This is a genomic window from Bacillus sp. PK5-006, assembly GCF_054161415.1.
The window spans coordinates 1592636-1611687 of sequence record NZ_CP096414.1 but is presented as its reverse complement, the minus strand read 5'-3'; the positions used below and the strand labels follow the sequence as shown (position 1 = coordinate 1611687).

Here is a 19052-nt window from a genome sequence, read left to right as displayed (position 1 = left end):
GCAAATCAGCCGCTTAAATCCAGCCTCTGAATCGAGAAGCTTCAGCCATTTTACGTACACCGACCATATATGCAGCAAGACGCATATCAATTCGGCGGTTTTGCGCCATTTCATAAATATTATTAAATGATTTCACCATCATATCTTCTAAACGAGTTTCAACTTCTTCTTCAGTCCAGTAAAACCCTTGGTTATTCTGAACCCATTCAAAGTAAGAAACAGTTACACCACCCGCGCTCGCAAGCACGTCTGGAACAAGCAGTACACCACGATCTGAAAGAATTTTGGTTCCTTCCAGTGTCGTTGGACCATTTGCTGCTTCTACGACAATTTTGGCTTTAATATTTGCCGCATTATCTTCTGTGATTTGGTTTTCAATGGCTGCAGGTACTAAGATATCACAATCCAGCTCAAGCAGCTCTTGGTTTGTAATTGTATCGTTAAATAGTTTAGTGACGGTTCCAAAGCTGTCACGTCGGTCAAGCAAGTAGTCAATGTCTAGACCATCTTCATCGTATAATCCGCCGTATGCATCTGAAATCCCTACGATTTTTGCTCCAGCATCATACATGAATTTAGCTAAGTAGCTTCCTGCATTTCCGAATCCCTGTACGACAACACGAGCTCCGTTAATGTCAATTCCTTTTTTCTTCGCCGCTTCTTTGATGCAGATCGTCACACCTTTTGCTGTTGCAGTATCACGTCCGTGTGATCCTCCAAGAACAATTGGCTTCCCTGTAATAAATCCTGGCGAGTTAAACTCATCAATTCTAGAATATTCATCCATCATCCATGCCATAATTTGAGAGTTTGTAAACACGTCTGGTGCTGGAACATCTTTTGTTGGTCCAACGATTTGACTGATGGCGCGAACATAGCCGCGGCTTAGTTTTTCAAGCTCTCTGAATGACATTTCTCTTGGATCACAGATAATACCGCCTTTTCCTCCGCCATAAGGAAGATCCACAATTCCACATTTTAAACTCATCCAAATTGAAAGCGCTTTTACTTCTTTTTCCGTAACGTTCGGGTGAAAACGGATTCCGCCTTTTGTTGGACCGACAGCATCATTGTGCTGTGCACGGTAACCAGTGAAAATTTTCACCGATCCATCGTCCATACGTACTGGAATTTTGACCGTTAATAGACGAATTGGCTCCTTCAGCAATTCATACACTTCCTGCGGATACCCTAATTTGTCTAGCGCTTTATGTATGACGGTTTGAGTTGACTTTAAAACATCTAGCTTATCTTCTGCGTTATGAGCGGCGTTTTGATCGGCTGCCATTAAAATAAACCCCCTAGAAATCTTTCATGATCTACTGCTCCCTTTCAAGCAATAGTATACACCTTCGTACTGGTAAAGCAAAGGTAAAAAGCGTTTTTTATCAAAATAAAATATCAGCGTTTATAAATATAAAAAAGGATATAAAAAAATACTGTTGTTTCATCACAACAGTATTAAATATAATAGATAAAAGTGATTAAAAATACATTTGAATCGTTTTCACAGCATCGTCTTGCATGATCACTTTTCCATATTCTTTTAGCCGGTGGATGGTGAGTGTCGTAGGTGAGCCAAACTCTGCTAAAATCGAAATGACTGTATCAGCAGATAATTCTCCAACATCATCCAGGCTGAGGTAATATTGACCTTCATAATGGTAAACTGTACCCCCTAAAAGTCCAATACGACTTAAACTATGGGACAGTTGAATCACATCTTCAAACGAGGCAAATTGATAGAGCACATGCTTGCTCTCGTCGAGCTTGACTTGCATCTCAATGTAATCTTCATCAAACTCATCATCAGCATCTTCCTGCTGACTCTTTGTGACAATGACGACCATCCCCTGCGCCTGAAGAGAAAATACTTCAACAGCAATCGGTCCATTCGCTTCAAAACCGAGCTCCTGATTCGCCTCGTTCATCATGTCTTTAAACAGCTGATGGACTTTGAACGAATCTTTCCAAAGGTCTTCTTTCGTAAGACCTCGGTCTGTCAGGTCATCTAGTGTGAGAAAAATTTTGATTTTATTATAATTCAGACGCTCCAGTCGCATAACGTTCCCTCCTGCCTCTTCTAAACACACATCATACTGTAGTATATGAGATGATGAGTCATAGGTTCTTAATTTTGTATTCAGTTTACACTGTGTCAAGACGGAAGACAAGCATGAAGCTATGCTTACGGTGACTTTTATGGAAAATATTGAGGGTGCCGCAAGTTAACGCTTTTTTAGAGGCATTAAATAGATCAGATGGGTTTCTGGTTCTGCTCCGAGACGCATGGGAATTTTTGTTGTCCCGTAGCCATTACTAATGAGAAAGAACGCACCTTTGACCTGGCCTGTTCTTCCTTTTTCATATGGACCAAATTTCCCAATTCGGATCTGCCCCCCATGCGTATGACCGCTCAGGACAAGATCGATTCCCTCTTCTTCACTCATCAAATGATGTACATCTGGATTGTGTGATAAGAGAATATTGACATCTTCTTTCACAAACTCTGGCCGTATCGCTTCATAATCTGCTTTTTCAAGCCGAATATCATCAATTCCTCCGATTTTGATTCGCTGGCCATCGAAATTCCATACAGCCGTTTCATTTTGCAAAGTCGTGACATCGTATGCATGAAGAATCTCTTTAAACCTTTGCTGATGCAGCTCATGATCATTATTTCCCCAAACAAAATAAACCGGCGCAATTCTTGATAAACGTTTCACATTTTCTTCAATTCTTGCGTAGGGCACACCTTTTTCTGCTAAATCTCCGCCAATCATAATCACATCTGGCTCTTCCTGTCTGATTTCTGCTAATAAAGTGTCACTGATGAGACGTCTGTGTGTATCAGAAATAAAGAAAATGACAGCAGGCCGGTCTGATTGAAGTGCTTCTATTGTAAAGTAATGCTTTTTGATGTTGTTTTGTTTTGCCGTTTTCACCATTTTTGCCGTTACACACACACCTGTTGTAACAGCCGCAATGGCGGCAGTAAATCCGATGGCATATTTCATCACAAATGGCTCCCTTACATATCTTTCTTTCATAAGACGCTTGAATGAAAAAAGACGTTTCAACTGTTAAACGTCTTTTTTTCTCATTTATTTACTTTCATAATAGAGATTAATGTCAAATTGCTTCTGCATATAGTGAAAAACCGCCTCGCGCTCTTTCCACTGATTTGACTGCGGCCATAAGTCTGTGCTCTTTTGTATAATTTCACATCGAAGCCGATGATATTCATCTTCAGCCTTTTCTTCTTTTTTCTTATAGTAATAAGATGCGTAAAAAGCAAAGACCTCGGCCATGATCCAAAACAGAAATACGTCATGACCAAGCAGTGTGGCAATCATGGCTTCCGGCTGAAGCGAGCCGCCTCCCGCATTTGCCGTGATCACAAAATAAAACAAAAGAATGGCCAGCGATAGAAGGGCTGTCCATTGCCATCTTTTGCACTGCTTGGCAAAACCCTCATATTTATGCTTTCTTTTGATCAATGTTTCCATCATCTTCTGTGTCGGCTGATCCATATATCGGCTGATTGTGTGCAATGTCATCACATACACCCTGTCCCTTTTTTCTACATATGTATGTGCATGCTTCTTCGTTCATGTCAGGTGATTAGTTTTCTAGTGGAATATTCAGCACTTGACCACTGTACACGCTGTTACCTTTTAAATGATTATAGGCTCTAATTTTCTCTTCACCCGAACGGTTTTTGTAATATTTCATTGAAATTCGATACAGGTTTTCCTCTGGACCAACAGTGTGCTGCACGACACGGACTGGCTTTTCTTCCTGCTTCTTTTTCTCTTCGGCTTCTTTTCTTTTTTTCTCTTCCTGTTGCTTTTGCAAGGCTAGCTGCTGCTGTTCACGCTTTTTGGCAGCTTCAGCTCTCTCGCGTTCTTTTTCTTTCGCTGCTTGTTCACGCTCTTCTTTCTCTTTAGCAGCTTTTTCTTTTTTCTTCTGTTCAGCTTTTTCTTTCAATCGCTGTTTTTCTTCCTCTTTCTTTTGCTTCTCATCATCAGACGCATCCGCTTTATCAGCGCTTGAGTCATTTTTCGTTTCGACAAGTGCTGACGGGACTGGGTCTGTGTCAGCACTTGATGTAGAATCAATATTATATACATCTTGATTATTATTATGGTTGATTTCCTTTGATGTGTAGTAGATCAAAAGGAAGAACACTGTGACAACGATAATAGGAAAGATAATAGCCAGTGTTGTAAACAATGGATTGCGTACCTTTTTCGTGCGCTGTTTTTTATATTCATGAAAATCTTCTCGTGTAGGAAAGTGAGAGTCATCTGAAGGCTGAACTTCTTCTTCAAAAATTTCCTCTACATCATCATGGATGTTTGTCAGCTGCTCCTTCTTTCTCTTCATTCTCGACATTTCTTCCATGTTCATCCCTCCCCCTATATTTCAAACGAATTTGACAAGCAAAGACTAAGTCAATGACAAAATGGGTCATGACAGGAACAAATAAATTCCCCGTCCACTCGTATAAAAGTCCTAAAAAAATACTAATAGAAACCACAAGGATAAACAAGAGTATTTTTGATAAGTAGCGAAAGTGAAGGAGCGCAAACACAATACTGGCAATTTCCAGTCCAAATTGCTGCTGGACGATCCCTCGGAATAGAATTTCCTCTGAAAAGGCGATGAGCAGGGTTAACCAAACAATATGCGGGATGCTGCGGTTTTTGAACATTTTTTCATTTAATCCGCCATCATCATACATATGAGCAGGAAACACCTTCATGACAATCGCATCCACAATGATCACAACCGCAGCGCCGCCAATTCCATAAGTCAGTATCCGCGCATCTTGGATCTCCCAAAGAGATGTGAAATCTGTCCAATGATCAAACATAAATATACCTAGTAAATAGGAAATGACCAGCATCAGCAGCTGCGTGAAATACAGCTGTTCTACCACTTGTCGATCGGTTAATTTTTCGATGATCCGGCGATGTTGTTCAATCAATGCTGCGCCTCTTTTGTCAGATGAAACATACGATCCAGCACGGTCTTCCAGTGTTTCATTTCATTCAGCTCCAATGGTTGATCTTTTTTTTCATAATCAGACAGGTCAAGTCCGCAAGAAGAGCAGCAGCTGCCAGAGGATGTGCTCTCTGTTTGATCAAGCTGTTCGTAAAAGTATGATAACAGAGATTGTCTAAAGCAGCCATGATCTGTGATCCGCTCCTTAAATTGCCACACTTTTCTCAGTTTTTCTGTTTGTCTGTCCTGCAATTTCTCTTTCAGTTTCATCAGGAGCACACGCGGCTCGTCAGACTGATACATCCTGTAATAATGGATCAGCATTCTTGCACGTGTCTCCTGAAGCCCTGATTCCATTAATTGTTCACGTAATTTCTTTTCATCATTTGTCTGCATTTGTGTCAGCCTGGCTAAGAAGAAATCAATTTCTGGCTCATCAAAGCCCTCTGCTTGTATTAAATGCTGTTGAATGTCCGCATCCTCTTCTGTATATAAAAGAATGCTGACACTCTTTTTCCCGTCCCGTCCTGCTCTTCCAATTTCCTGCATAAATGCTTCAATTGACTGCGGCGGGCTCATATGAATAACAAATCGTATATCCGCTTTATCAATTCCCATTCCAAAAGCACTTGTACAACAAATAAGATCAAGCTGTCCGCTGATAAATTGCTGCTGAATAAGCATACGGTCTCCTGCATCCATTCCGCCATGGTAATACTCTACACGCTGATGGGTTTTTTGTTTCATAATGAGCGCCATATCTTCTGTCATTTGCCGGGTTGGGCAATAAATCAGACCGGGACCTTGCAGATATTCAACAAGCTCAATGGCCCGTTTTTCTTTTGCTTCTTTCGTTTCGTGCGCTTCTTTGACTAATGCGATGTTTGGCCGGTTGACAGAATGAATATGAAAGTCTGGATGCTTCAATCTTAACGTTTGTACGGTATCTTTTAGCGTTTGTTTTGTTGCAGTTGCCGTCAGTGCTAAGGCGACAGGATGACCTAACGCTTCTCTCCATTCTCCCAGCTTGGAATATTCCGGACGGAAATCATGCCCCCATTCGGATATACAATGGGCTTCATCGACGACGAACAGACCAATATGCATCGATTTGAGCTGTTCTAGCAGCACCTCTGACATTAATGCCTCAGGGGCGACGAATAAAAATTTATATGATGGCAAATGCCGAATGATATGTCGTCTCTCCTGAAAAGACAATGTGCTGTTCAGTGCCGCCACTCGTTTTTCTCCGCGCATTTTCATTCGTTCGACTTGATCCTCCATAAGCGATAACAGCGGCGAAATAATGAGAACTAATCCATCTGTCATATAGCCGGGAATTTGATAGCAGATGGATTTCCCGCCGCCAGTAGGCAGCATGGCCACCGTATCCTTTTGATTCAGTACACTTTGAATAATGTCCTCTTGACCCGTTTTAAATGAGTCGTAACCAAAATATCGCATGAGCGTCTGATGAAGCTTATCCATTTGCTTTCACCATCCTTGTCAGAGCCAATCGTATTTGAAAATAAGTAAATGGATGTTCGAGTTTTTCTTTAATCAGCTTCATCTTATTTGTCTGAAGCTCTCTGGCTACTGCATGAATGGTCTGCTGCTGTTCTTCGCTCACATACGGCTCTATTGAGAAGCTCGGTTCATGTATGGAAAGCTCGACAATATGGTCTTCGATCGTTGCCTTTTTTAAAGAGCGAATGTGAGCAATTTGATCAATATCAAAGCCTTTTTGCACAAGCTCGAGCGTTTTGTGCGTAGAGGTTGTCAGCACGCGTTTGAATTCAAGGTCACCTACGAGCTTTTGCATGAGCTGCGCCTCACCTTTTTGGGCAGCATGAATAAAATAATGGAGGACATTCCAAAAAAGCAGGTACACATACCACACATCTTCTTTTAGCCACTCTGCCATTTGCTGATACGTACGCCCAATTCTTTCATTTGAGGTCAATGAATAAACAAATATCAGCGCCTCTTGATCACTTATACGGCTAAGGAGCTTTTCGAGTTCATGATGGAGCTCTTCCGAAAGCTTATTCTTCTCGTGATGCTGTTTTAAGAAGGATTTCGTCCAGCTTTGTACAGATACATCTCTTTGTATTGGGACATATTGATGCGATCCAGCCAGATGGTGAGACAGCACTTGTACAAGTAACGAGAGCCTCATCCATAACACCTTTGCTTTATCATGATATTTGGCACCATGAAAATAAGCTGGCATCGGTTTTTCTGAGAAATACTGGTTTAGCATTTGCTGTCCTGCATCTGTAACAATGAATGTCTCCCCTGTTTTTTTGATGTAGTGCTTTTCGTCAAGCTTTATAGTAGAGCGATTCAGCTGATCCCTCGTAAACCCCGGGTAACAGCCGAAATACTTTGAAAGCTGAAACAAACTGGCATCCTGTATGGTTTGTGATGATTTTTTTCCTTTAAAAAGATGGTAGACAGCACTTATGGAGCGTTCGCCGTTCAATTTATATACGCTGTCCATTAACATGACATCCAAGTAATGAAGAGTCATTCGCCAAAGCACCTGTCTTCCTGACAAAATTCGAATATTTTCTCCCTTTATTTTAACAGATTTCATAGAAGAAGAAATGTTTAAACTCAATTTGTGGGGGAAAGTTATGAACAAACCCTTATGTGATAAGCATTCTCAATCACTTTACAGTTGAAATGTGAAATTAAAATCATTACAATAAGGTTTGAGGAAATTGTTTTTTATCGGTGAAACTAAAAAGGTTAGACCATTTGTTCCATCGAACAATCTGGGAGGTATTTTTTTAACATGGCAAAATATACAATTGTAGACAAAGACACATGTATTGCTTGCGGCGCATGCGGTGCAGCTGCTCCAGACATTTATGATTATGATGATGAAGGCATTGCATTTGTTACGCTTGATGACAACCAAGGGACTGTAGAAGTTCCAGAAGTACTTGAAGAAGATATGCTTGATGCATTTGAAGGATGTCCAACAGATTCTATCAAAGTTGCGGACGAATCTTTCGATGGTGACCCGCTTAAGCATGAATAGTATAAAAGCCCCTTATACAGGGGCTTTCAGCATGTAAACAAACCCTCGCATTCGGTGTCAGGTCTGCGCTCCAGTGCTCACGAATATTCAATTCGCTCCGCTCCGGTACTCGTCCTTCCTAGACTGCAAAGGTTTTCTATCACGCTGAAAAGAAGACAAAGAGCTAAAATAAAGATCATTTTAGCTCTTTGTCAACAATCTAAAAGCCCCTTATACAGGGGCTTTTTTTATATTAACTATTTTGAAGTCGGCGTTTATTTTCAAACCATGGACGCATTTTCACAAAAATGAGGCTAAACACGATGGTAATGATGATTCCTTTAATAAAGTTAAATGGTAAGATCCCTGCTGTAATGGTCGTCTTGAGCGCATGATCAGATAGTTCTGGCGCGTTTAAGAACCATGTGTAAGCTGGCAGGAATAAGAAGTAATTTAAAATACTCATCATCACAGTCATAAGCAATGTACCCGCGATCATAGACCATGCCATCCCTTTTGCTGATTTGATTTTTTTAAACATAAAGGCGACTGGCAAGATAAATAGTGTGCCTGCAATGAAGTTCGCGACTTGCCCAACTGGAACGCCGGACATACTGCCTTGAATGAGGTAATGCAGTACATTTTTTAAAGCCTCAACAGCAATCCCTGCACCCGGTCCATAAATTAAAATTGCAATAATTGCCGGGATATCACTAAAATCAATTTTCAAATACGCTGGAAGACCCGGGAAAGGAAAATCCAATAAAATTAACACAAACGAAATACTGCTGAGCATACTGGTAACAACTAAACGCTTTACTTTACTTTGATTCAATATTCTCTCTCCTTTTCGATCAAATCTTTCGAAAAGAGGATTGTTCCATTTTAGCCACAAAAAAACCGCCCTTGAAAACAGGAGCGGGGAAATTGGGCTAGACAAATAAACGTGTGAACATCAATGTTTTCAACGTTTATGAACCTCCATCTTCTCCCATCCAGACTATACTGTCGGCTTCGGAATCACACCGAATCCTGCCAAAAAGGCTCGCGGGCTTAGAGACTATGCTCATCACCGCCGGTAGGGAATTGCACCCTGCCCCGAAGATTGATCATTATTCAATTCGACATCATTATATATGATATATGAGCATTTGTACAGATAAAAATCCTGAGCAAATTCATCAGTTTTAAGAAATCGTAAAAAACACAAAAATTCTAATGACAAATGCGCAAAAATTGGTTATCTTTTGTTTAAAGGTGTTCATTCTTTATAAAGACACAAAGAAATGTTCGTGTTTTCTTTTTCACTTTACTGCTTTAATTTGATTGACACAGTGAAAAGGAATATGGTAAATTATCAGATATTTATGACGTTTATTTTAGGAGGAAATCTTACGATGTTTCGAGTATTAGTCTCAGATAAGATGAGCAATGATGGTCTTCTACCACTTTTAGAATCAGATTTTGTTGAAATTGTCCAAAAAAATGTAGCAGAAGCAGAAGATGAATTACACACGTTTGATGCCTTACTTGTCAGAAGTGCCACAAAAGTAACGAAAGAGCTTTATGAAAAAATGACTTCATTAAAAATTGTCGGCCGTGCCGGTGTGGGAGTAGACAATATTGACATTGATGAAGCGACCAAGCATGGCGTCATTGTAATCAATGCACCAAACGGTAATACGATCTCGACAGCTGAGCATACGTTCGCTATGATTTCATCACTTATGCGTCATATTCCACAAGCCAATATTTCTGTCAAATCAAAAGAATGGAACAGAGGGGCATATGTTGGTGCTGAGCTTTACGGAAAATCTCTTGGGATTGTCGGTTTAGGCAGAATTGGAAGTGAAATCGCCCAGCGTGCAAGAGCATTTGGCATGACAGTCAACGTGTTTGACCCATTTCTCACAAAAGAACGTGCAGAAAAAATTGGCGTCAATGCGAAATCACTTGATGAAGTACTCGAAGTATCAGATATTATTACGGTACATACGCCATTAACAAAAGAAACAAGAGGACTTCTCAATAAAGAAACGATTGCAAAAACGAAAAAAGGTGTTCGCCTTGTAAACTGTGCGCGCGGCGGCATTATTGACGAAGCTGACCTTCTTGAGGCACTTGAAAGCGGCCATGTCGCAGGAGCTGCACTTGATGTATTCGAGGTAGAACCTCCAACTGATAATCCGCTTGTGGATCATCCACACGTCATTGCAACTCCGCATCTTGGTGCCTCTACAAAAGAAGCACAATTAAATGTAGCGGCGCAAGTATCTGAAGAAGTCCTTCAATTTGCAAAAGGCCTTCCTGTCATGTCATCTATTAATCTACCAGCGATGACAAAAGACGAGTTCAAAAAGATTCAGCCTTATCATCAATTTGCAGGAAAACTTGGACGTCTTGTCTCTCAATCCATGAGAGAACCTGTAAAAGAAGTAGGCATTTCTTACGAAGGCTCTATTTCAAAACTCGAAACATCCTTTATCACAAAGAGTCTCCTGTCAGGGTTTTTAAAAGAGCGTGTTGATTCGACTGTGAATGAAGTAAATGCTGGAATGGTCGCAAAAGAACGAGGCATTAGCTTTAGTGAAAAAATTTCTTCCAGCGAATCTGGTTACGAAAACAGTATTTCTATTGAAGTCAAAGGTGATCTTTCAACCTTTACTCTTAAAGCGACTTACATTCCGCATTTAGGGGAACGCGTCGTTTCTATTAATGGCTTTAATATTGATTTTTACCCAGATGGACACCTTGTCTATATCCAGCATACAGATGCACCTGGTGTGATTGGAAAGGTTGGACAGATTTTAGGCGACCATGATGTCAACATCGCAACAATGCAGGTGGGACGTAAAGAAAAAGGCGGCGAAGCCATTATGATGCTTTCTTTCGACAAGCATCTAGAGGACGAAATTGTGAAAAAATTAACTGAAGTGCAGGATATTCTTTCTGTCCGCCTGATTGACCTATAAAAAACAGTGATAAACCTCATGCTTTGCATGAGGTTTATTTTGTTGAAACCATTAAACGATCTCCTGTTCGAATGAGGTGAGTGGTCAGCTCATTGATCTTTTTCAATTGTTCCACAGTCATTTCATGCGCCCTTGCTATCGACCAAAGGGTATCCCCTTGTTTAATGACATATGTATTTTTTTCATGTCCATTTACATGAAGAGCCGGCTCTTGGAAGCGTTCCACAGCAATCATTTTGAGCGGATCTATTGCATCCTCTTTGCTGACTGACCAATTGCCACGATGTACTTCAAAATGCAAATGAGTGCCTCTGGAGGCCCCTGTGTTGCCAATTATGCCAATCGGCTGTCCCGCTTGTACATGGTCACCCTTTTTCACAAAACGCTCGTGTAAATGAGCATAGACAGTTTCGTATCCATTCGGATGCTGAATAAATACAACTTCTCCATATGTAGCCGATACATACGAACGCGTGACCACACCTTCACTTGCAGCAAAAATGGATTCTCCTTCTGGCGCAGCTATATCTAATCCCTTATGCGAACCGCCCCTTGTCCCAAACAAGTCAGTGACTTCTCCTTTCACTGGTTCCACCCATTCGGTTGTCTTCTGTGCATGGGCAAATGGCGCTAAGATCAAGAGCAAAAAACAGCTGGCACCTATGAAGCAATACCTTTTCATCAGTGACTCCCCTTCTTTGAGGTTCTTTTCATGACAGCTTAGTATACAGCAAGAAGATCATTTTCTATACATCAAAAAAGAACGCAATGAAATGCTTGCGTCCTTTAACGTTCTTTGATGACAACTGGATTCGGCAGAGCCGGTACCTCTATTGGTTCATTTAATTCATATGGTCCTATTTGATCTGTTCCTGCATATTGAATGGTGACATCTGTAAAACCAAAATCTTTTGCTGTGAGCAGCAGACCTTCAATGAGTAGAGTATGATCAATTGAGTCCGATAATTGTGCTGATGCTCCAAACGTGATGGTTACATGCTTACCTTTTGATGTCACTTCTTTAATGGGTTCTTCTTTAATTAATGGTTCAAGTCCAGAATCACTCGTGCGTTTCATGGCCTCTACCGCATCTTCATAAGTAGAATAATGTGTTTTTGAGGGCACCAAAAAAGTCCCGCTCTTATTTTCTAACACGTAATAAGCTTTCTTCGTTTGTTTATCAATTGATATCGTGCCAAAGCTGCTAGTCCCTAATTGAAGATGAGAACCTTTGACTGACCTGACCTCCACTTGTTTATACCTGCTCCATTTGAGCGTTTCTTTTACCATATCTTTAAATCGATTGGCTTCCTTTATCGTATCAAGGGACAAATCATTTTTTAACTGAAAAACAAGTGTATTCCCATTTTCACGAAGGTCCACCATCTCAAGATAAGATTGAAGAGGCTTTGTCATTTCAGGCAGCTGCACCTGTTCATATGTGTTCATCAATTCCTGCAAATGGCCATGTTCATTCTCTTTTTCAATACTTATGGGAACCACTTGAGATGTCGATTCATCTATGTATGCAACCGTCATATACTTTTGCTTGTCTTCATGAGAAACAACGTGTGTGGTACCATTTGCCTGTTTGACGGGCTCTAATGTGGCATTTGCCTGTCCTTTGTCAGCACTTGATTCCATTTTCATCTGTTGATGCTGTTCTTGAGCAGCCGGCTGAAATAAATGAGGAGAAATTAAAAACGCCATAAATAAAACCACAACGGTTGCCACCGCTGGACCGATCCATTTGACACTTTTCTTTTTCTTCCCGCTTGCCATCAGCACCTGCTGGTATATCTGCTTAGATGAACGGTTGTCCTCCACCTTTGGAAGCTGACTTAGTAACACCTTGATTCGTTCTTCGCTCCAATCGGACCTGTTCGTTTTCATTCACTAGCTCCTCCTTCAAAAGCTCCATATGTTTTCGGAGCACTTTCAGGCCTCGGTGCTGCGTTGTTTTGACTTTGCTTTCCGAGAACTTTAGCGCCTTTGCCGTCTCCATGATTGAGTAGCCCTGGATAAACCTTAAAATGATGACAGCTCTTTGATCAATCGTGCAGTGATCAAGCGCGGCATAAATTTCTTTAGTATTTTCATCCTGTACAGCCAGTTCGTCTGGGAGCAAGTCTGGGTCTTTTACATCCTGCTTATCCCAATCAAACGTGCCGAGTACCCGTTGTCTAATGGTTTGCTGCTTGCGAAACCAGTCAATCGCCACATGCCTTGCAATTGAAAACAGCCATGTTTTCTCGCTGCTTCTTCCTTCAAAAGTTTTATATGAGTGAAGTACCCGAATGTAAACCTCCTGTACGAGATCCTCTGCCTGATTTTTATCTTTAACCATGTAAAATAAAAACTGGTACAAATCTTGATGGTACGAATCATATATTTTTTGAAAGGTTTCATGCATAGGAAACCCCTCCGTTCACTTATTTTTGTCGAGTGACTCTTATAAAACGTTACATTACAACTTTATGACAAATATATTACAAGTTCGACAGTTTGGGAAGGGCTTTTTGTTTAACTTCTCCTTAAAAATTTGAAAATAGAAAAAACACTTCATTTTCTTTACGAAAAGAAGTGTTTCTCATGTAACAAGATTCTTCGTCAAGATTAGACGAGTTCCTGCTTTTTTCTCGGAATATAGAATGTGAAGTGTGTACCTGCACCCGCTTTGCTATGAGCATGTATAGAGCCTTGATGTGCCTCGACGATGTTCTTCACAATCGCAAGGCCAAGTCCAGTACCAGAACGTCCTCTTGTCCTTGCTTTATCGGCTTTATAGAAGCGTTCGAAAATAAAGGGCAGATCCTCTTCCGGAATTCCGCTCCCCGAATCTTTTACATCCATTTTCAGTCCGTTCTCCACCGATTGAACCGAGAAGTGAACCTCGCCGCCCTCTGGTGTATGACGAATGGCATTATCAATGAGATTCGTAAACACTTGCTCGATCTTATCTGGATCGAATAAAAAATTCGGTTCATCCACTTGAATATCATACGTAAGGTCGATTTGTTTTTCTTTCGCAATCCCGAGAAACTTGCGGTAGATCTTCTCAGTCAGCTCTTCCGTATCTGTTGATTCAAGATTCAGTGTAATATGACCTGCTTCCATTCTCGCTAGATCTAGAAGGTCATTCACAAGACGTCCCATTCGAAGTGATTCATCATAGATAATTTGCGCAATCTCTTTCTTTTCTTCTTCTGATCCTGCAATATCATCTACAATCGCTTCACTGTACCCTTGCAGCATGGCAATTGGTGTACGAAGTTCATGACTGACATTGGCAATGAAGTCTTTTCTCAGTTTATCAAGTCTTCGTTCCTCCGTCATATCACGAAGGACTGCAACTGCTCCCCTGACATCCTGCTGATTATACAGCGGAGACATAAGAAGAACCCAGGTGCGCCCTTGCAGCGTAACTTCGATCATTTGCTCTTTTTCTGTGCTGACAGCTGTATGAAATAGCTCGCGCGCTTCTGGCGGCAGTTCATCTCCATCTTTGATCTTCATATTTTGCTCGTAATACCATGCCTGTAAAAATCGTTCTGCTGGAGGATTTGTCATCAAGATCGTTCCATCAATATTGATGGTGATGACGCCATCAGCCATACTGCTTAAAATATTAGATAAATGTTCTTTTTCTTGATTTAAGGCTGTGATATGGAATTTAAGCTGCTTCCCCATTTGATTAAAGGCGATCGCCAGTTCTCCAATTTCATCTTGCGTTAAAATAGGAATCTTTGTATCAAATTTCCCTTTCGCCAAATCTTGTGCACCCTCTCTCATCTTTCTGAGAGGATAGGTGACACGTGTTGACAAGAAGAAAGCGAATATAGTGGTCAGTACAATCGCAATTCCGGCGGCTAAAAAGATGTAGCGTGTCGTATGTTTCGTTGTTTGTTCTACAGCGAGGAGTGACTGAGAAAGAAAGACCATGCCTTTTTTTCCGTTCGCCTCATATGGAACACCGACTACAATCCGTTCATCTTTTTGATTGCCTGCATCAGGTTCTGCCCGTTTACTGATTTTTTTACGATCTTTCAGTGCTTGATTTAAATCGCTGTCTGCTTCAATTTGTTTCTTTGTAATCGCAGGAAGCTTCCCGTCTTTTTCAGACGAATACCACTCTAGCCCGTCCTCTTGGATGATCGCAATACTCGTCAATTTGTCAGCGAGCTCTGATGTAATCGACCTTGCAAGCGATTGATCCTCATGGCTTTCTAAAATGACCGCTACTTTGTTTGCCATTTGTGTTAAATCAGATTTTGCTTCTTCTACATGATAATTCTCAATGAACTCTAAAAGAAGCACAGTTAAAATAGATAAAACGATCAAGACGAGGAAAAGAATGGTTAACCATAGCTTTCCTACAACACTTTTCCACAGTTTCATTCAGCGCCGACCTCAAATTTGTACCCGACACCCCATACAGTTACGATTTTTTTCGCTGCTTCTGGTGACACTTTATTCAGTTTTTCACGAAGTCGTTTGACATGCGTATCAACTGTTCGTAAGTCTCCAAAGAATTCATATTGCCATACTTCTTTTAGCAGCTTTTCTCTGTCATAGACCTTATCTGGTGTTTTTGCAAGGAAATATAAAAGCTCATATTCCTTCGGCGTGAGGCTGACTTCTTTGCCATCAGCCGTCACTCTATGTGCATCATGGTCAATAGAAAGATGAGAAAACACAAGAACATCCTTTGTTGTTGTCCCAGTATTCAAATAAGACGTTTGAGACGATCTTCTGAGCAATGCCTTTACACGTAAAACCACTTCACGCGGGCTGAAAGGTTTGACAATGTAGTCATCCGTTCCTGCCTCAAACCCTTGAACGCGGTTGGCTTCTTCTCCTTTTGCCGTCAGCATAATGATTGGAGTCGCTTTTTTGTCTCGAATTTGATTACACACTTCGATTCCATCTGTACCAGGCATCATTAAATCGAGCAAAATGAGGTCGTAATCGGTTTGAAGCCCTTTTTGAATCGCCTCATCTCCATTTTCCGCTTCATCGATTTCATAATTTTCACGTTCTAAATACATTTTTAAAAGGCGGCGAATTCTTGCCTCATCATCTACGACTAATATTTTCGTTTGAGTTTTGTGTTCCATTAGACAGTCCTCCTGCTTTCTCCGTTGTTACATTCATTTTAACAAAAAGCCGAATTGAATCATAAAAGTTGGCTTTTCCTTGTGATTATGCGTAAGAATGAAGCCCCGCAATGACAAGGTTGACAAAGATGAGATTAAACATAATAATGGCGAAGCCGATCACAGCAAGCCATGCGGACTTTTCACCATGCCAGCCTCGCGACAAGCGAAGATGAAGATAGGCAGCATAAAAGAGAAACGTAATCAATGCCCATACTTCCTTCGGGTCCCAGCCCCAAAACCTAGTCCATGCAATTTGCGCCCAGATCATGGCAAAGATCAGCCCGCCTAACGCAAATACAGGGAAACCAATCGAAACCGCCCTATACCCAATTTCATCAACTAAATCTAGGTTCACCTGTTTCACTAGCGGTTGAAGCAGTGCGCTCAGCCGTTTGCGAATGATCAATCGAATGAGTCCGTATATGATCAGCCCTACGCCAAATGACCATAACACCGTATTGACCTTTCTACCTGAAAAAACAGGCGGCAGCTCAACAAACGGTTCCAAACGATCTTCCGTCACAAGCTCCCCTTTATGAGGTCCGACAAGAGCTGGCAGCTCATAGACCATCTCACTTTTTTCTTTATTTTTATCGATCCAATTAAATGTCGCTTCATATCCTGTCATTCTAAAGATAGATGTAACAGCGATAAATGCAAGTGTGACCACAATCATAAACATGACAAGCTCTAAACCAAACGTCTTCTTCCCTGGCTTTGTTTGATCCACATGCTTTAATAGAAAGATGACACCTGCCACAAAGCTGATGGCTAAAATGGCTTGGCCAAGTGCTGCTGTTGTCACGTGAATATAAAGCCAATTACTTTGAAGTGAAGGAATCAGCGGTGAAATATCTGATGGGAACATACTTGCATAGGCAATAATCAATAAAGCGATTGGAAGTGTGAATAAACCAAGTACAGATACTTGATACACAAAATATAAAATGATGAATGCAAGCACCAGCATCATGCCAAAAGCCGTTGTGAACTCAAACAAATTACTGACTGGTGCATGGCCAGATGCGATCCATCTTGAAATAAAATAGCCCAACTGGCTCAAAAAACCGATGATGGTAAGCGTAATGCCAATGAGTGCCGCCTTATTCCTGCGCGGTCCTTCTTCTTTTTTTCCCTTAATGGCACCACCAAAAAAAGGAACTGCCGCTAAATAAAATAGAAAAGCTGCAAATAACAGATTTTCACTGACTGCCGCCATCTAATCCTTCCCCCTTGCTTTTGCTGATACTTGTTGTATCAGGCAGTTCTTTTTGATCAACTGGCTGTTTGATGCCACTGCCGTTCAGTAACACTCCAATATCGGACTTTAAGCCGAACCAGTTTTTGTTTGTATGTCCTGCCACCAATACTTTTCCATCCTTTGCCGACAGCCAGATTCTTCTATGCTGCCAATACATCCCCTGCACGACACCAATCATGAAGATGATTCCGCCTACTATGAGCACGCCAAGTGTTAAATCCTTTCTAACTGTTAACCCTGTGACGTTTTTCGTTTCAACCCGATCAAACTTCATTTTATATAAATTATTATCAGAACCCTCTACTGTCTCTTGAATGGCGACAAAGCTTTTTTCACCTTTAGGTTTTTCAGGAGAAATCATTTCAAACACGAAAGCAGGATTATTCGGATTCCTTGTTTTCGTACTCGGCGTTCCATCATCGTCAAAATAAAAATCAGGCAGATAGCTCATCACCTTGACTTTGTAACCGCTACCAAGATCATATTCTGACTTAGGCTCCAGCAGATTAATCTTCACTGTACCGAAAGATTTTTCTGTATCTTTACGAATCAGCTGAAAGACCATTTGATCGAGTTCATTTTGCTTAAAATCTACTTGATATAATGAGAAATTGTCAAACTTGAGCGGTTCATTCACTTTGATATCGTGTTCTGTTACCTGCTTCAGCTTGGGCTTTTCACCAAATACAACTTCTCCTTCACGTTTGTATAAAATGGCATCCGTTTTATAGCTTTTCACCACTTGACCGTCGCCAGCTTTTTCAATAGCATTCTCAAACACTTCTTTTTCATTTCCAGTTTCATAGCGATCAATTGAAAACGCATTATTTTTCAAGAAGTATTGACCATCCGTACCTGGAATTGGTGCAGTTTCCCCTTCTCTGACCCAAAGCGTTTCATCCACGTACATGCCCGGGACAAACCGGAGCATCGCTCCAATGAGAAAGATGATTAGTCCAATGTGATTGACGTAAGGTCCCCAGCGTGAAAAACGTCCTTTTTCGGCTAAAATATGCCCATTTTCTTCTCGTACGCGGTAACGCTTTTGTTTCATTGCTCTTATGATGCCTTCATATGTATGCTGATCTAATGTTTTGTCTGTCTCGCTAAACAGACGCTGTCTTCTCATAAAGCCTTCTTTTTTGATAACCCCTTGGTTTTTGAGTGCTCGATAAAGAGGAATAACGCGGTCGAGACTGCAAATGACAAGGGAGATTCCGATTGATGCGACAAGAGCTAAAAACCACCAAGAATTATAAAGATCATGAAATCCAAGTGTGTAATACAGCTTGCCAAACGATCCATATTGCTCTTCATAATACGTGGAAGCAGATGCACCTGGCGGAATAAATCGCTCCTGCGGAAAAATCGTTCCAAGCGAAGAAGCGAGCAGTGTAATGACAATCAGCCACACACCCACTTTAACGGAAGAAAAAAAGTTCCATACTTTATCAACAATCGTTTTGTTGTATGTTTGCGAGCGTCTTGCACTGCCGTCATACCTCATATCAAGCAGCTTTGAAGAGTTTTTCTCTTTAGCCGCAATGGGATTCCCGCATGATTCACATAGAACAGTACCGATTGGATTAATGTGTCCACACTCGCACTTTACCTCTTTCATT

General features: G+C 41.0%; 18 protein-coding genes and 1 riboswitch. Of the genes, 2 read left to right on the top strand and 16 right to left on the bottom strand.

Going from position 1 to position 19052, the window contains the following annotated elements; all coding sequences use genetic code 11:
* Positions 1-13: 13 nt before the first annotated feature.
* The 8 genes from M1D84_RS08410 to M1D84_RS08375 form a co-directional block, all read right to left on the bottom strand.
* On the bottom strand, positions 14-1288 hold the full coding sequence (locus tag M1D84_RS08410) for a Glu/Leu/Phe/Val family dehydrogenase (protein WP_007500982.1): 1275 nt from the start codon (positions 1286-1288) through the stop codon (positions 14-16).
* Between the two features lie 196 nt (positions 1289-1484).
* Positions 1485-2063: a genetic competence negative regulator gene (locus M1D84_RS08405; RefSeq protein ID WP_024422826.1), complete on the bottom strand. Its 579-nt coding sequence runs from the start codon at positions 2061-2063 to the stop codon at positions 1485-1487.
* Between the two features lie 165 nt (positions 2064-2228).
* Positions 2229-3017, bottom strand: coding sequence for a metallophosphoesterase (locus tag M1D84_RS08400; protein ID WP_268478780.1), 789 nt, complete (start codon positions 3015-3017; stop codon positions 2229-2231).
* An 87-nt stretch (positions 3018-3104) separates the two neighbouring features.
* On the bottom strand, positions 3105-3560 hold the full coding sequence (locus M1D84_RS08395) for a DUF2663 family protein (RefSeq protein ID WP_133744156.1): 456 nt from the start codon (positions 3558-3560) through the stop codon (positions 3105-3107).
* A gap of 64 nt (positions 3561-3624) precedes the next feature.
* Positions 3625-4407: a LysM peptidoglycan-binding domain-containing protein gene (locus tag M1D84_RS08390; RefSeq protein WP_458106438.1), complete on the bottom strand. Its 783-nt coding sequence runs from the start codon at positions 4405-4407 to the stop codon at positions 3625-3627.
* Positions 4352-4993, bottom strand: a complete 642-nt coding sequence (locus M1D84_RS08385) for a CPBP family intramembrane glutamic endopeptidase (protein WP_206533722.1) — start codon at positions 4991-4993, stop codon at positions 4352-4354. The genes M1D84_RS08390 and M1D84_RS08385 overlap by 56 nt, the downstream gene beginning before the upstream one ends.
* Positions 4990-6498, bottom strand: a complete 1509-nt coding sequence (locus M1D84_RS08380; RefSeq protein WP_458106437.1) for a RecQ family ATP-dependent DNA helicase — start codon at positions 6496-6498, stop codon at positions 4990-4992. Before M1D84_RS08380 ends, M1D84_RS08385 begins: the two co-directional genes overlap by 4 nt.
* Entirely contained in the window at positions 6491-7543 is a 1053-nt protein-coding gene (locus tag M1D84_RS08375; protein ID WP_206533720.1) for a YpbB family protein, read from the bottom strand. Before M1D84_RS08375 ends, M1D84_RS08380 begins: the two co-directional genes overlap by 8 nt.
* Positions 7544-7810: 267 nt before the next feature.
* Between M1D84_RS08375 and M1D84_RS08370 the strand changes: the two genes are divergently transcribed.
* Positions 7811-8059 carry a ferredoxin gene (locus M1D84_RS08370; protein WP_008361239.1) on the top strand — a complete coding sequence of 83 codons (249 nt, stop codon included), beginning with the start codon at positions 7811-7813 and terminating at the stop codon, positions 8057-8059.
* 232 nt (positions 8060-8291) lie between these two features.
* Here the strand turns inward: M1D84_RS08370 and M1D84_RS08365 are convergent, their stop codons facing one another.
* Positions 8292-8834, bottom strand: a complete 543-nt coding sequence (locus M1D84_RS08365; RefSeq protein WP_044332864.1) for an ECF transporter S component — start codon at positions 8832-8834, stop codon at positions 8292-8294.
* 183 nt (positions 8835-9017) lie between these two features.
* Positions 9018-9148: riboswitch (FMN riboswitch) on the bottom strand.
* Between the two features lie 287 nt (positions 9149-9435).
* On the opposite strand from M1D84_RS08365, the gene serA reads away from it, so the two are divergent.
* Positions 9436-11010: a phosphoglycerate dehydrogenase gene (serA, locus tag M1D84_RS08360; protein WP_024422834.1), complete on the top strand. Its 1575-nt coding sequence runs from the start codon at positions 9436-9438 to the stop codon at positions 11008-11010.
* Positions 11011-11044: 34 nt separating this feature from the next.
* Here the strand turns inward: serA and M1D84_RS08355 are convergent, their stop codons facing one another.
* From M1D84_RS08355 to resB, 7 genes are all read right to left on the bottom strand, one after another.
* The gene (locus M1D84_RS08355) at positions 11045-11692 is read right to left on the bottom strand and encodes a M23 family metallopeptidase (protein ID WP_206533719.1); all 648 of its coding nucleotides are present in this window, start codon (positions 11690-11692) and stop codon (positions 11045-11047) included.
* Positions 11693-11796: 104 nt separating this feature from the next.
* A complete protein-coding gene (locus M1D84_RS08350; RefSeq protein WP_206533718.1) occupies positions 11797-12903 on the bottom strand; it encodes a sigma X negative regulator in 1107 nt (368 codons plus the stop codon).
* Positions 12815-13423 carry an RNA polymerase sigma factor SigX gene (gene sigX, locus M1D84_RS08345; protein ID WP_024422837.1) on the bottom strand — a complete coding sequence of 203 codons (609 nt, stop codon included), beginning with the start codon at positions 13421-13423 and terminating at the stop codon, positions 12815-12817. The genes M1D84_RS08350 and sigX overlap by 89 nt, the downstream gene beginning before the upstream one ends.
* A gap of 203 nt (positions 13424-13626) precedes the next feature.
* Positions 13627-15408: an ATP-binding protein gene (locus M1D84_RS08340; RefSeq protein WP_122631056.1), complete on the bottom strand. Its 1782-nt coding sequence runs from the start codon at positions 15406-15408 to the stop codon at positions 13627-13629.
* Entirely contained in the window at positions 15405-16127 is a 723-nt protein-coding gene (locus M1D84_RS08335; RefSeq protein WP_044332833.1) for a response regulator transcription factor, read from the bottom strand. The genes M1D84_RS08340 and M1D84_RS08335 overlap by 4 nt, the downstream gene beginning before the upstream one ends.
* An 85-nt stretch (positions 16128-16212) precedes the next feature.
* Entirely contained in the window at positions 16213-17388 is a 1176-nt protein-coding gene (gene ccsB / locus M1D84_RS08330; protein ID WP_044332831.1) for a c-type cytochrome biogenesis protein CcsB, read from the bottom strand.
* The gene (resB, locus tag M1D84_RS08325) at positions 17372-19051 is read right to left on the bottom strand and encodes a cytochrome c biogenesis protein ResB (protein ID WP_024422840.1); all 1680 of its coding nucleotides are present in this window, start codon (positions 19049-19051) and stop codon (positions 17372-17374) included. The genes ccsB and resB overlap by 17 nt, the downstream gene beginning before the upstream one ends.
* Between the last annotated feature and the right edge of the window lies 1 nt (position 19052).